This window comes from Clostridium sp. MD294 (assembly GCF_000364165.2).
Lineage (GTDB): Bacteria > Bacillota > Clostridia > Lachnospirales > Anaerotignaceae > Coprocola.
Window position 1 is genome coordinate 1,883,205 of record NZ_CP097810.1, and the last position, 14,933, is coordinate 1,898,137.

12 protein-coding genes and 1 other annotated feature are annotated in these 14,933 nt (G+C 31.4%); of the genes, 11 read left to right on the forward strand and 1 reads right to left on the reverse strand.

Features of this window, described 5'->3' with window-relative positions; all coding sequences use genetic code 11:
• Positions 1-6 precede the first annotated feature (6 nt).
• Positions 7-206, reverse strand: a binding site (T-box leader).
• A 124-nt stretch (positions 207-330) separates the two neighbouring features.
• The 7 genes from C820_RS09510 to coaBC all read left to right on the forward strand — a co-directional run bounded on the left by C820_RS09510 (position 331) and on the right by coaBC (position 8,965).
• Complete coding sequence (locus C820_RS09510) at positions 331-1,449, forward strand: aminopeptidase (protein ID WP_004034469.1); 1,119 nt, start codon at positions 331-333, stop codon at positions 1,447-1,449.
• A gap of 121 nt (positions 1,450-1,570) precedes the next feature.
• Positions 1,571-2,899 (forward strand): aspartate--tRNA(Asn) ligase, encoded by a 1,329-nt coding sequence (gene aspS / locus C820_RS09515; protein ID WP_004034467.1) that lies wholly within the window; start codon positions 1,571-1,573, stop codon positions 2,897-2,899.
• Between the two features lie 27 nt (positions 2,900-2,926).
• Positions 2,927-3,214 (forward strand): Asp-tRNA(Asn)/Glu-tRNA(Gln) amidotransferase subunit GatC, encoded by a 288-nt coding sequence (gene gatC / locus C820_RS09520; protein WP_004034463.1) that lies wholly within the window; start codon positions 2,927-2,929, stop codon positions 3,212-3,214.
• Positions 3,215-3,227: 13 nt separating this feature from the next.
• Complete coding sequence (gatA, locus tag C820_RS09525; RefSeq protein WP_004034462.1) at positions 3,228-4,679, forward strand: Asp-tRNA(Asn)/Glu-tRNA(Gln) amidotransferase subunit GatA; 1,452 nt, start codon at positions 3,228-3,230, stop codon at positions 4,677-4,679.
• Between the two features lie 16 nt (positions 4,680-4,695).
• Positions 4,696-6,132 carry an Asp-tRNA(Asn)/Glu-tRNA(Gln) amidotransferase subunit GatB gene (gene gatB / locus C820_RS09530; protein ID WP_004034461.1) on the forward strand — a complete coding sequence of 479 codons (1,437 nt, stop codon included), beginning with the start codon at positions 4,696-4,698 and terminating at the stop codon, positions 6,130-6,132.
• Between the two features lie 298 nt (positions 6,133-6,430).
• Positions 6,431-7,645 (forward strand): C40 family peptidase, encoded by a 1,215-nt coding sequence (locus C820_RS09535; RefSeq protein ID WP_004034460.1) that lies wholly within the window; start codon positions 6,431-6,433, stop codon positions 7,643-7,645.
• Between the two features lie 123 nt (positions 7,646-7,768).
• Positions 7,769-8,965 carry a bifunctional phosphopantothenoylcysteine decarboxylase/phosphopantothenate--cysteine ligase CoaBC gene (gene coaBC, locus C820_RS09540; RefSeq protein WP_004034459.1) on the forward strand — a complete coding sequence of 399 codons (1,197 nt, stop codon included), beginning with the start codon at positions 7,769-7,771 and terminating at the stop codon, positions 8,963-8,965.
• Positions 8,966-9,142: 177 nt separating this feature from the next.
• Here the strand turns inward: coaBC and C820_RS09545 are convergent, their stop codons facing one another.
• Positions 9,143-10,081 carry a P1 family peptidase gene (locus tag C820_RS09545; protein ID WP_004034458.1) on the reverse strand — a complete coding sequence of 313 codons (939 nt, stop codon included), beginning with the start codon at positions 10,079-10,081 and terminating at the stop codon, positions 9,143-9,145.
• A gap of 119 nt (positions 10,082-10,200) precedes the next feature.
• On the opposite strand from C820_RS09545, the gene murA reads away from it, so the two are divergent.
• From murA to C820_RS09565, 4 genes are all read left to right on the forward strand, one after another.
• Complete coding sequence (gene murA, locus C820_RS09550; protein WP_004034455.1) at positions 10,201-11,454, forward strand: UDP-N-acetylglucosamine 1-carboxyvinyltransferase; 1,254 nt, start codon at positions 10,201-10,203, stop codon at positions 11,452-11,454.
• Between the two features lie 17 nt (positions 11,455-11,471).
• On the forward strand, positions 11,472-12,245 hold the full coding sequence (locus tag C820_RS09555; protein WP_004034454.1) for a cell division protein FtsQ/DivIB: 774 nt from the start codon (positions 11,472-11,474) through the stop codon (positions 12,243-12,245).
• Between the two features lie 326 nt (positions 12,246-12,571).
• Positions 12,572-13,771, forward strand: a complete 1,200-nt coding sequence (ftsZ, locus tag C820_RS09560; RefSeq protein WP_004034452.1) for a cell division protein FtsZ — start codon at positions 12,572-12,574, stop codon at positions 13,769-13,771.
• Positions 13,772-14,036: 265 nt separating this feature from the next.
• Complete coding sequence (locus C820_RS09565; protein WP_004034449.1) at positions 14,037-14,918, forward strand: sigma-E processing peptidase SpoIIGA; 882 nt, start codon at positions 14,037-14,039, stop codon at positions 14,916-14,918.
• Positions 14,919-14,933 lie beyond the last annotated feature (15 nt).

Consider the following 14,933-nt stretch of genomic DNA (forward strand, 5'->3'; position numbering starts at 1 on the left):
CCTTATAAAAGGGGTCAAGTCACGACGGTACCACCCTTATTGATAATAATAAATATTATCCACTCTATACCTTATAACGTAGGTAACGCTGTGTTTTAGCACAGAACTCAAGAAGTAGGTTCAAAAAGATTTGTTTAGGCTTTCAGCAAACGCCTTTTCTCTGTACACAAAGAGCTTTTTTAATAGTCTTCTGTCATCATTTCTTCTTATTTTTTTATGATACATATAGCATAATAAAAAGTCAAGAAAAATTTTATAAAATATACATTGTGACTTTTTTTGCTAAGTGCTATACTGAAAAAAATAAAAATGAAAGAAAGGAATAACGACATGAGAGATGAAAGACTGGAAAAATTAGCAGATGTGCTTGTAAAATATTCTACAGGAGTAAAAGCAGGAGATGATGTTTGTATTTCAGCAGAAGATTGTGCACTACCTTTTATACAGGCAGTTGCAAGAGCAGCAGTTAGAGCAGGAGGAATTGTACGTTATTTTGTAGATATGCCTAATGTAGATGCTATGATTGTGAAGGAAGGAAATGACACACAAATTGCACAGCCTAATTTTCGTTTTGGAGAATGTGCAAAAAGTGATGTTTGGATTAGTGCGTGGGGAAGTGATAATGTAAAAACATTTCAAAATGTGGACAGTGAAAAATTGAAAATGAGAAGATTGGCAAATCAGCAAAATAGAAAAATTTATTCTAAAAGAATGGGAGAAGGCTCTTTAAAATGGTGTGGTACACAATTTCCTACAAATGGTGATGCACAAAATGCAGGTATGAGTTTAGAAGAATATGAAGATTTTGTGTATCAAGCAGGTTTTTTAGATGCAGAAAATCCTGTTGAAAAATGGAAAGAAATAGAAAGCTATCAACAAAAATGGGTAGAATATTTAAACACTAAAAAACAACTGCATATTATTTCAAAAGATACAGATATTACAGTAAATATTTGTGGAAGAAAATGGATAAATTGTTGTGGAAAAGAAAATTTTCCAGATGGAGAAATATTTACCTCTCCTGTAGAAAATGATATTAATGGATATATTACATTTTCTTATCCATCTATTATAAATGGGCATGAATTTGAAGAAGTAAAATTAGTAGTAAAACAAGGTAAAATAATAGAAGCAAGCTGTAAAAATGAACAAAAACAAAAAGACTTGCTTTCTTATATTGATACAGATGAGGGTTCTCGTTATTTTGGAGAAGTAGCAATCGGTACAAACTATGGCATACAAAAGCATACAAAAAATATATTATTTGATGAAAAAATAGGTGGCTCTATTCATATGGCTATAGGGGAAGCATTTCAAGAAGCTGGTGGAAAAAATGAGTCAGCAATACATTGGGATATGATAAATGACATGAAACAGCAAGGTGAAATTTATGCAGACGGACAACTTTTTTATAAAAATGGTCATTTTATAGAGGAAGTGTTATACTAGTACTATCTTTTTCAACACAATAGCATTGCTTTTGCTGTGAAATTATGGTATCTTATAAGATAGTTTTAAAGTGTCAAATTTTGATACTGTGACATTGAGTGATAAAGGAGAGAATAAAAAAATGGATTTTGTAACAGGAAGCTGTGAAGCAAAAGATATGGAATTTTCTGATTTAATGCAAGCAGAAGATAATTCTATTGTAAAAACACATGGTATGGTTTATTCCATTAAAAATATGGGAGATTTTGGATTTTTAACATTACGTAAAAGAGATGGTTTAGTACAATGTGTGTTTAATAAAGAAGAGTCTAATTTTGCATTAGAAGATTTAGGTGTTGAAATGTCTATTAATGTAGAAGGAAAACTAAAAAAAGATGAAAGAGCACCAGGTGGCTTTGAAATTCATTTATTAAATGCAGAAGTATTAACAAAGCCTAAAGAAGCTCCTGCTATCAATCTTTCTAAAAGAAAATTAGGAATGTCTTTAGAAACAAATATTGCACAGCGTCCTATTACATTGAGAAATAATAGAGAACGTGCAATATTTAAAATACAAGAAGGTGTTATTAGAGGATTTAGAGAATATTTTAGTAAAAATGGCTTTACTGAAATCAATACACCTAAAATTGTAGCAAGTGGTGCAGAAGGCGGTGCAAATATATTCAAATTAGATTATTTTGGTAAAAAAGCATATTTAGCACAAAGTCCTCAGTTTTATAAACAGATGCTTGTAGGTGTTTATGAAAAAGTATTTGAAATCAGTCACGTTTTTAGAGCAGAAAAACATAATACAACAAGGCATTTGAATGAATATATTGGCATTGATATGGAAATGGGATTTATTGATAGTTTTGTAGATTTAATGGAAGTAGAAACAGGTGCATTGAAATATACTATGGAATTATTAAAAAGAGAGTATGCAAGAGAAATAAAAATATTAAATGTACCTATACCAGAAATTGATACTATCCCTACAGTGAAATTTAAAGATGCAAAAGAAATGATTGCAAAAGAATATAATAGAAAAATAAAAGACCCTTATGATTTAGAACCAGAAGAAGAACAACTGATTTCTAAATTGTTTGCAGAAAAATATAATAGTGAATTTGTTTTTGTAACACATTACCCTGTAAAAAAACGTCCTTTCTATGCTATGGACGACCCAGAAAATGATAAATTTACATTGAGCTTTGACTTATTGTTTAGAGGAATGGAAATTACAACAGGTGGACAAAGAATACATGATTATGATACACAAGTAGCAAAAATGCAATCAAAAGGTTTAAATGCTGAAGATTTTGAGAGTTATTTGATGATACACAAACATGGTATGCCACCTCATGGCGGTTGGGGCATTGGTTTAGAAAGACTTTGTATGAAGTTATTAGATGAAACGAATGTACGTGTAGCTACTATGTTCCCAAGGGATATGAGCAGATTAGAACCATAATAGTACAAAGAAAGGAATGTTATAGATATGAAAATTACAGACGAATTGTTAGATTATATTGGAATACTAGCTCGTCTTCATATTTCAGAAGAAGAAAGGGAAAAAACAAAACAAGAAATCAATAAAATTGTAGAATATATGGATATATTAAATGAATTAGATACAACAGGTATTGAAGCAATGAGCCATGCTTTTCCAGTAAAAAATGTATTTCGTGAAGATGCTGTACAGCCTTCTATAGAAAGAGAATATGTTATATTAAATGCCGCAAATAAAAAAGAAGGCTGTTTCAAAGTGCCAAAAGCAGTAGAATAGGAGGGTATAAAGTATGGAGTTATGTCAGCTGTCAGCATTGGAGCTAGGCAAAAAAATAAAGTCAAAAGAAGTTGGCGTTGTAGAAGCAACAAAAGCTATTTTGGAAAATATTCAAAATAAAGAACAAAAATATCATTGCTATGTTACTGTTTGTGAAAAAGAAGCATTGGCAGAAGCAGAAGCAGTACAAAAAAAGATAGATAGTGGAGAATTGAATACACCTTTAGCAGGTGTACCAGCAGCAGTAAAAGATAATATGTGTACAAAAGGTATGCAAACATCTTGTTCTTCTCGTATGTTAGAAACATTTAAACCAGTTTATACTGCAACAGCAGTACAAAAATTGCAATATGCAGGTGCAGTTATAGTTGGTAAAACAAATATGGACGAGTTTGCTATGGGAAGTACATCAGAAACATCATATTTTGGCATTACTAAAAATCCTTGGAATGTAGAACACGTTCCTGGAGGAAGTAGTGGAGGTTCTGCTGCAGCGGTTGCTGCACAAGAAGCATATTATACATTAGGCTCTGATACAGGCGGTTCTATTAGACAACCAGCATCTTACTGTGGTATTACTGGTTTAAAACCAACTTATGGTACAGTATCCCGTTATGGTTTGATTGCTTATGCTTCTTCATTAGACCAAATTGGCCCTATGGGAAAAAATGTAGAAGATGTTGCTGAAATTTATAAAATAATTGCAGGACATGACAAAAAAGATAGTACATCAGTGAACCAAGCAGCACCTAATTTTACATTATGTGAAGATATGAAAGGTAAAAAAATTGGTATTCCTGTAGACTTTTTTGGAGAAGGTATAGATATAGATGTAAAAGAAACGATTTATAGTGCTGCGAAAGTATATGAAAGTCTTGGTGCAACAATAGAAGAATTTAAAATGCCTACTATTAAGTATGCTATTCCTGCTTATTATATTGCAGCCTGTGCGGAAGCAAGTAGTAACTTGTCAAGATACGATGGTATTAAATATGGTCATTGTGCAGAAAAATATGATGATTTAGTAGATTTGTATTATCAATCCAGAAGCGAAGGATTTGGTTCAGAAGTAAAAAAGAGGATTTTAATAGGAGCATTTGTGTTAAGTAGTGGCTATTATGATGCGTATTATAATAAAGCATTACAAGTAAAAGCACTTATTAAACAATCTTATGATGATGCTTTTAGCAAATATGATTTTCTTTTGACACCAACAGCACCTACTACAGCACCAAAAATAGGAGAAAGTTTTAAAGATACATTAAAAATGTATTTGAGTGATATTTGTACTGTTTCTGTTAATTTAGCAGGACTTCCAGGACTTGTAGTACCTTGCGGATTTGATAAAACAGGGCTTCCTATTGGATTGCAGTTAATTGGAAAAGCTTTTAGTGAAGAAATATTATTAAATGCAGGTTTTGCCTTCCAAAAAGCAACTGATTTTCATACAAAATCACCTAAATGAAAGGAGGAATAATAAAATGGAATTTGAAACTGTATTAGGTCTGGAAGTGCATACAGAACTTGCTACAGACACAAAAATATTTTGTTCTTGTTCTACAGAATTTGGTGGTGAGCCAAATACACACGTTTGTGAGGTGTGTAGTGGTATGCCTGGAACACTGCCAGTTTTAAATAGACAAGTTGTTGAATTTGCAATTAGAACAGGTTTGGCGACAAACTGTGAAATTACAAGATATAATAAATTTGATAGAAAAAATTATTTTTATCCTGACTTGCCAAAAGCATATCAGGTATCACAATTATATTTGCCAATTTGCCAAAATGGCCATATTGATATAGAAGTAAATGGTGTAAAAAAATCCATTCGTATTAAAGAAATTCATATGGAAGAAGACGCTGGAAAATTGATACATGACCCTTGGGACGATTGTACATTAGTTGACTATAATCGTTGTGGTGTACCTCTTTTAGAAATTGTTAGTGAACCAGATTTTTCTAATGGAGAAGAAGTCATTGCTTATTTGACAAAATTAAAAGCAATATTACAATATACAGGCGTTTCTGATTGTAAAATGGAACAGGGTTCTTTGAGAGCAGACGTAAATCTTTCTGTAAAACCAGTGGGTTCTAAAGAATTGGGTACAAGAACAGAAATGAAAAATATCAATTCATTTAAGGCGATTGCTAGAGCAATAGAAGGAGAAAGAGCTAGACAAATTGAATTGATACAAGAAGGTAAAAAAGTAATACAAGAAACAAGAAGATGGGACGATAACAAAGGAGCAAGCTATGCTATGCGTTCCAAAGAAAATGCACAAGATTACAGATATTTCCCAGAGCCTGACCTTGTGCCTATTGAAATTGATGATGAATGGATTGAAAGAGTAAGACAATCTTTACCAGAATTGCCAGAAGCAAAAAAAGCGAGATATCTATCTGAATATAAATTACCTGAATATGATGTTGATATTATTACAGGCTCTAAAGACCTTGTAAAAATATTTGAACAAGCGTATGAAGTATGTCATAATGCAAAAGAAGTTTCTAACTGGATTATGGGAGAAGTGCTTCGTCTTGCTTCTGAAACAAGTACATTGCCAGAGGATATTTCATTTGATGCGAAAAATTTAGGAAAATTGATATTACTTGTAAAAAATGGTGTTGTAAATAGAAATACAGCAAAAGAAGTATTTGAAAAAATGTTTTCTGATAATATAGAACCAGAACAGTATATTGAACAACACAATTTAAAGATGGTAAATGATGATAGTGCAGTAAAAGAAGTAGTAGCAAAAGTGATTGAAGAAAATCCAAATTCTATTACACAATATAAAGAAGGAAATGAAAAAGTAAATAAATTCCTTATGGGACAATGTATGAAACAATTAAAAGGAAAAGCAAATCCTGCTATTGTCACAAAAATATTAGAGGAAGAGTTAGAAAAACTGAAATAATTACCAAAAAAATAATGTAAATAAAAAAATCTCTCTGTAAACTGACTAACAGAGAGATTTTTTATAAAAAGAATTATGCGAATTATTACATTTGTGTAACAAATTTATCGTTTTTCATTGTATTTTGTAAAAAAACACATTTCTAAAAAGTGCAAAAAGCTAGTAAATTCAATATATGCAGCATATAAAAGTAATATTCTTAATATTTCATAAATTTTTCTTGACAACTTTATTAAGACTGAATATAATAAGTTGTAACAAATACGTAATAAGTATATTTTGGAGGAAAAATTTTATTATGGGTAAGCGTAAAGTTTGGACAAGAATATTAATGACAGTAAGTAGTATTTGTGTGTTAAGTACAGCAACAGTTTTTGCAGCAGCAAGTGGTTCTATAAATGATGATGGTGTGAATATACGTTCTGCAGCAAATATGGGTTCTGAAATATTAGGAACAGCAGATAAAGGAACAGAGCTTGTTCTTCATGGTAGAGATGGAGATTGGTATCAGGTTACATTTAACGGAAATCAAAATGCTTATGTTTCTGCTGACTATTTTGATATAACAAGAGCAGAGGGAAAAGTACAAGGAACAAATATCAATGTCAGAACTGGTAGCAATACCAAAAGTGATATTATTAAAACAGTAAATGACGGTGATGTTATTACTGTAATAGGTAAATTAGATGGTTGGTACCAATTAGCATACAATAATGGAAATGCCTATATTAGCAAAGATTATTTAAATGGCGATATGCTTACATATCTTCCTAGTGTTTCTGCTACAGAAGAAATAAAGGAAGAACAAACAAAACAACAAGAGAAAAAAGAAGAACAAAAAGAACCAGAAAAAACTGTTTCTGACAAAGTAGAAGATACTAACAGCAATGAAAAGACAACTTATGGCGTTGTAATTGCAGACTCTTATTTAAGAGTGAGAAGTTCTGCATCTACAAATGGAGATGTTTTAGAAAATTTAAGTGGTGGAGAAATATTTGATGTAATGCAGTCTGGTGCAGACTGGTTAAAAATCAAAACAGCAGAAGGTACAACAGGTTATGTCAGCACAGAATATGTATCATTAAGAACAGGTAAAAAACCAGATACTAAAACAGTTTTACCAGCACCTTCTAGTAAAGCAAATGATGTTGTTTCTTATGCAAAACAATTTTTAGGTACTCCATATGTATGGGGTGGAACAGATTTAAATGGTGGTGTAGATTGTTCTGGTTATGTTTATGCAGTAATGCAAAAATTTGGTGTAACATTAAATAGAAGTTCTGCTAGTATGACATCAAATGGTGTAGCAGTAAAAAAAGCTGATTTAGCACCTGGCGATTTAGTTTTCTTTGATACAGATAGAAATGGTGGTATTTCTCATGTTGGTATTTATATTGGCGATGGCCAATATATTCATTCCTCATCAGGAAATAAATCAGGTGTTATTATATCAGATATGACAGATGCTTATAGTGAAAGTACATATGTAACAGCAAGACGTGTTTTAAAATAAAAAATACGAATAGTAAAAGGCAGACTTTTGTCTGCTTTTTTTGTTGCGAAAAATAGATAAAATTTGTTATAATGTTTTCAATCTATTTTTAAATCAATATGAATAAAAGAAAAGGGTGTTTTTATGTTAAAAGGTAAAACGGTTTTGTTAGGTATAACAGGCAGTATTGCTGCTTATAAAATGGCAAATGTAACAAGTATGCTTGTAAAAATGGGTTGTGATGTTCATGTAATATTGACAGAAAATGCAACAAATTTTATTACGCCTATTACATTTGAAACATTAACAGGAAATAAATGTATGGTAGATACATTTGATAGAAATTTTCAATTTCATGTAGCTCATGTTTCACTGGCAAAAAGAGCAGATATTATGTTGATTGCACCAGCTTCAGCAAATGTTATTTCAAAAATGGCAAATGGTTTAGCAGATGATATGTTGACAACGACAGTATTAGCTTGTCAATGTAAAAAAATAGTTGCTCCTGCTATGAATACAAATATGTATCATAATGAAATTGTGCAGGACAATATAGAAAAATTAAAAAAATATGGTTTTGAAGTTATCAAACCAGAAAGTGGTATGTTAGCTTGTAGAGATGTTGGCGATGGCAAATTGCCAAGTGAAGAAGTATTAGTAAATTATATTTTGAAAGAAATTGCTTATAAAAAAGACCTTATAGGGAAAAAAGTAATTGTAACAGCAGGAGCAACACAAGAAAGTATTGATCCAGTACGTTATATTACAAATCATTCTACGGGAAAAATGGGTTATGAATTAGCAAAAGCGTGTATGCTTAGAGGTGCAGATGTCACATTAGTGAGTGGTGTGACAGCACTTCAAAAACCTCCTTTTGTAACAGTGGTAGATGTCAAAAGTGCAGGAGATATGTTTGAAGCAATGAAACAAAGATTTATTGAAAATGACATTATTATAAAAGCAGCAGCGGTAGCAGACTATAAACCTTGTACTGTCAGTGATGAAAAAATGAAGAAAAAAGAGGGAGAAATGAGCATTGCTCTTGATAGAACAGTGGATATATTGCAATATATGGGACAACATAGAAGACAAGGACAATTTTTGTGTGGTTTTTCTATGGAAACACAAAATATGCTTGAAAATTCCCGCATAAAATTAGACAAAAAAAATGTAGATATGATTGTGGCAAATAATTTAAAAGTAAGTGGTTCTGGTTTTGGCACAGATACCAATGTTGTTACAATGATTTCTAAAAAAGAAGAAATTGAATTAGAATTGATGTCAAAAGAAGAAGTTGCACATAATATTATTGACGAAATATTAAAATTACAAAAAATATAATAATATAGCTGGTGGGGGAGGGGAGAGAAAAAAGAACAGTATATGATATACTGTTCTTTTTTTATTAAAATGTTATAAATAAATACAATACATATCAGTATATATTAGTAGTATTGATATATATTGTATACTATTGTATTGTATGTTTTTTATAAAAATCAACAGTTATACTATATGTTATATAGTATGTTCATTTGCTTTTTTTACAGCACGTATTACAGTTTGTTCTGTTACACGTGCTGCTAATGTACCAATTAAATCTACAATAGGTTTAGGAGATTGTATTTCGCCGGTAGACAAACAAAAAAGAGTATCTCCATCTAATTGTGTATGAACAGGTCTGATTGCTCTAGCAAGTCCGTCATGAGCCATACCTGCGACTTTTTTAGCCTCTGCTTTGGTAAGTGCAGCATTTGTAGCAATAATGCCTATTGTGGTATTTTTTCCGTGAAAAGCAGGAGGATATGCCATTTCAAGCATTGTTTTTTCTGTGTCAATAAAAGCAGTTTTCTGTTTATTTGTTGTACCAGCTATAATTTTTCCATTTTCAATAACATCACCAAATGCGTTAACAGCAATAATAGCAGAAACAGTAATACCATTTTCAAGCGTTTGAGAATAACTGGCTATACCGCTTTTTGTGCAACACTCCATGTCGTATAGTTTACCTACAGTTGCACCACAACCTGCTCCAAAACTGCCTTCTTTTAATGTTTCATTATTGGCATTTTCACAAGCAATATAAGCCATTTTTTTATCAGGACGACAATGACAATCTCCATAAGCTAAATCAAATAATACTGCTTGAGGTACTATAGGAACAACAGTACAGCCTACATCAAAACCAATACCTTTTTGTTCTAAATATTGCATAACACCACTTGCAGCTTCTAAACCGTAAGCAGAACCTCCAGAAAGTACTACTGCATTAACTTTTTCCATAGCATTAACAGGGTCAAGTAAATCTGTTTCTCTTGTACCTGGTGCAGCACCTCTAACATCAACACCACAAACAGCACCATCTGGAACAATTACTACAGTAACACCAGTTTTTCCTTTATTATCCTCTGCTTGTCCTACCAATATGCCTTTTATGTCTAATATATTTTGTTTCATAACAGTATCCTCCTTTTTTGATACAAGTATACAATGAAATTACATTTGTGTAAATGGAACGCTTTTATTGATTTTGCATACTATGAAATATGATTTGATACTTTTGGGAGGGGCATACAATGGGTAAATATAGAATAGAAGGCGGTCATGCTCTAAAGGGAACGGTAACGGTCAAAGGTAGCAAAAATGGCATATTGCCTATATTAGCAGGAGTTATGCTGACAGAGGGGGAAACTGTGCTGCATAATTGCCCTAATATTTCTGATGTACATTTTACATTAGAAATGTTAAAACAATTAGGTTGTGTTGTAAAAAAAGAAAATAGAACGGTTGTTATTAATACAAAAGACTGTAAAAATGAAAATATTGATAGTAAGAGTGTTCAAAAAATGCGTTCCTCTATATTGTTTATGGGGGCTTTATTGGGTAGATTTTGTAAAGCAAATATTGGTTATCCTGGAGGCTGCGAAATTGGTATGCGTCCTATTGATTTACATTTAAAAGCCTTTCGTGAAATGGGTATCAAGATAGAAGAACAAAAAGGAATATTGTGCTGTGATGGTGAAAAATGTATTGGAACAAAAATCAATTTAGATTTTCCAAGTGTAGGAGCAACAGAAAATTGTATTCTTTTAGCTGTAAAATCAAAAGGATATACTACAATATATAATGCAGCGTGTGAACCTGAAATAGTAGAACTGCAAACATTTTTAAATCAATGTGGAGCAAATATAAAAGGTGCAGGTACAAAATGTATCGTAATAGAAGGTGTAAAATCATTGCATGGTACAGAATATCATGTATCATCGGATAGAATTGAAGCAGGTACATTTTTATGTGGTGCAGCAATTACAAAAGGAGAAATTGAATTAAAAAATATTTGTGCAGATACTATGAGGCAGGTTTTACTTCGACTAGGAGAAGCAGGTTGTTTTATAAAAGAGCAAAAAAATAGTATTTATTTAAAAGCACCAAAAAAAATAAAGCCTGTTTCCAAAATACACACAGGGCCTTATCCTGATTTTCCAACAGATATGCAGCCGCAGTTTATGTCAATATTGACATTAGCAGAAGGAACAAGTATTATTAGTGAAACGGTATTTGAGGCAAGATTTAAACATATCAGTGAATTGTGTCGTATGGGGGCAGACATTACAGTAGAAGGACAAACGGCTGTTATAAAGGGCGTAAAAAGTTTAAAAGGGGCTTATGTTTCTGGTAAAGATTTGAGATGTGGTGCTGCATTGATATTGGCTGGATTGGTAGCAGAAGGAGAAACAGTAGTAGAAAATGCTTGTTATGTACAAAGAGGATATGAACAAATAGAAAAAGTGTTAACTTCTTTAGGAGCATCTATTTTTTTAGAAGAATAAAAAAAGGTGAGTATAAATTGAAAAAAACAAAAAGAAATTATAACAGAAAAAAAACTGTAAATAAAAAGAAAAAAATAAGAAAAAAATTGTCTTTGAAATTTATAATGATATTACTTGTAGCTTGTTTAGGTGGTGTAGGTATTATATTTTCCCCAATTTTTTCTGTAAAAATAGTAGAGATAACAGAAATGGAACAGTATTCAGATGAAGATATTTGTAATATCATAGGGCTAAAAACGGGAGCAAATATATTTTTGTATGATAAAAAAAAGGCAACAGAAATTTTAAATGAAAATAACTATATTGAAACTGCAGAAATTATAGCACAACTTCCTAGTACCATTTATATCAATATTGATGAGAGAAAAGTAAGAGGGTATGTACCTTATGCAGGGGCATACCTTTACATAGATGAATATGGCAGAGTATTAGATGTGCAAAATGAAACAAAAAAAGCATTGCCTGTAGTATATGGCTTAAAATTTGACCAATTTCGATTAGGGGAATTGCTAGATGCAAAAAACAAAGAGTCATTTGATGTTGTTGTATTGATTTCTCAAATGATTACAAAATATGAATTACTCAATAATATTATGGAAATAGATGTCAATGACCCAGAAAATATTACAGCAAGTATCAATCAAATAGAAATACGTTTTGGTAGTATTGAAAATTGTGAGCAAAAAATGGCTTATCTTGCTCAAATATTGAGTACAATACCAGAAAAGGATAGGGGAGTATTAGATTTGAGTGACATGAGTCGTCCTATTGTATTTCGATATTTGTCTTGATAAAATAAAATATGTTTTACAATATAGCAATTATAATATTATAAAATAAAAAAATTTTACAATATTACTAATTTTGTATTGAATAAAAATGAAAAAAGAGATAAGATAGTAGAAAGACATATTATAGTATAAATAAGCAATTCGCGAAATAAATAGTATATATTGATATATATTATATGATACTATTTTCTATAGTAATATGTATTAAAATGAAAATACGTGAAAAAAGAACAAAAAAATACAAAATTAGGTATGGTACTATCTGTTTTTTTCATGTATAATAAAAATTACTCTATGTAATTCTGAAACTCTAGGAGGGGATTTTTTTGCTCGAATTTGATATTCCACGTAGCAATACCATGGCACAAATTAAAGTAGTTGGTGTCGGTGGCGGAGGCAATAACGCAGTAGATCGTATGATTGAAGATGGTTTAGATGGCGTTGAATTTATTTCTGTTAATACAGATAGTCAACAGTTGATAGACTCAAAATCACCTGTTAAAATACAAATTGGAGAAAAGTTAACAAAAGGTCTTGGTGCAGGAGGAAATCCTGATATTGGAGAACGCTCAGCAGAAGAAACACAAGAAGAAGTAGCACAAGCTTTAAAAGGTGCTGATATGGTGTTTATTACTGCTGGTATGGGCGGAGGTACTGGAACAGGTGCAGCACCAAAAATTGCTTCTATTTCGAAAGAAATGGGTATTTTAACAGTAGGTGTTGTAACAAAACCTTTTAATTTTGAAGGGAAAAAAAGAATGGCGAATGCCGAAAGAGGCATTATGGAATTGAAGAAAAATGTAGATACACTTGTAATTATTCCTAACCAACGTCTTATGGGCATTATAGATAAGAAAACGACATTGACAGAAGCATTTAAAAAAGTAGATGAAGTATTAAGACAAGGTGTACAAGGAATTGCAGATTTGATTTCTAAACCAGGTGTTATCAATTTGGACTTTGCAGATGTACGTACTATTATGGCTGACCAAGGAATTGCTCATATGGGTATTGGACAAGCATCTGGAGAAAATAAAGCAGAGGTTGCAGCAAAAGCAGCAATACAAAGTCCATTGTTAGAAACAACAATAGAAGGTGCAAAAAGTGTACTTATTAATTTCAGTGGTGATAGTGATTTAGGTCTTTTGGAAACAGAAGAAGCAGCAGAATTGATTAGAGAGTCACTTGACCCTGAAGCAGAAATCATTTTTGGTACAACAATTAATGAAGATTTAACAGACCAGGTTGTAGTAACAGTAATTGCAACAGGATTAGAAGATGAGGAAACACCAGCACCACAACCACAGCCACAACCTGCTCAACAACAGCAACAATCATTTTCTAGCAGACGTGTAATGCCACAACAAAGAATGTCATCACAGCCTGTACAACAGCAACAACAACCACAACAAGTACCACAGCCTCAACAAGCTGTAGAAGAAAATAAACCAAGAGGATTTGGTAATTTAGATGATTTTGAGTCTGAAATTAAAATACCAGATTTTTTAACAAGAAAAAGATTTTAACAAAAAGAATAATAAAACAAAAAGAGGAAAAGGGAAAATAAACCGTTCCTTTTTTTGTGCAAAAAAATAATAAAATCATAATATATATTGTATTATAAAAGTCAGCAAACAATAAAAAGTATTTATGCTGGCTTTTTTTGAGTGGTGCTGTCAATATTTATACTATAATTTTTGTAAAATAACAGCGTATTTGACAAAAAACTTGCACAAACTTACCTATAATAACAATAGAGCCTTTAAAAGACAGAAAAGAAGGAGGCGTTTTGTGGAGGTAACAATTTATGGTGACATTGTATTTCTAGTCAATTTTTGTATGGATTTTCTCATATTATGGATAACTGCTGTGTTGCAAAAAAATAAAGTTTGTTATAAACGTATTTTTCTGGGTAGTCTTTTTTTGTCACTGATATATTGCATAGCTTTGATTTTTCCAGTTTTTTCTTTTTTTTGTCATGGTGTTGGAGGTATGATACTTTTTGTTATAGGAATAGAAATTGTATTTTTTCCAAAAACAATAAAGGTATTGTTGCAATATTTTTTGATTGGCAATATTGTAGCATTTGCTATAGGTGGTGTGGCGATTGCATTGTTTTTTGTCACAGGCATGGCAACAATAGGAAATTATTTTATATTAAATACAAAACAGTTTCCTATTAAAATATTGATAGCAACGATTTGTTTTTTTTACATTGTAATAAAATTAGGGGAGAATTGGATAAAAATAAATGTTATAAATAGAAGAGCTTATTGTGCTGTTGTATTAAAACAAAAGGGAATAAAAATACCATTGCGTATGCTTATTGATACAGGAAATAGTTTAAAAGACCCTTTTTCTGGCAATGATGTCATTGTAGCAGCCTTTCCTGCCATAAAAAATTTATTTTCAAAAGAAACACAAATTTATTTTTTTAAAGAATATCAAAATCAACAAAAATTTTATGAATATGTGTTGCAGAAAGAGAAAATGTTGTCGTTGCATTTTGTTCCTTTTTCTAGTTTAGGAAAAGAGAATGGACTTTTGCTTGTGTTTGAACCAGAAATACTAGAAATAGAAGGAAATATAAAAAGTAATATTTCTCTTGGCATTTATTGCGGTTCTTTTTCTGAAGGATATGATGGATTGATGAGTCCTGAAATACTTACATAAAACGAGGAGGCAAAA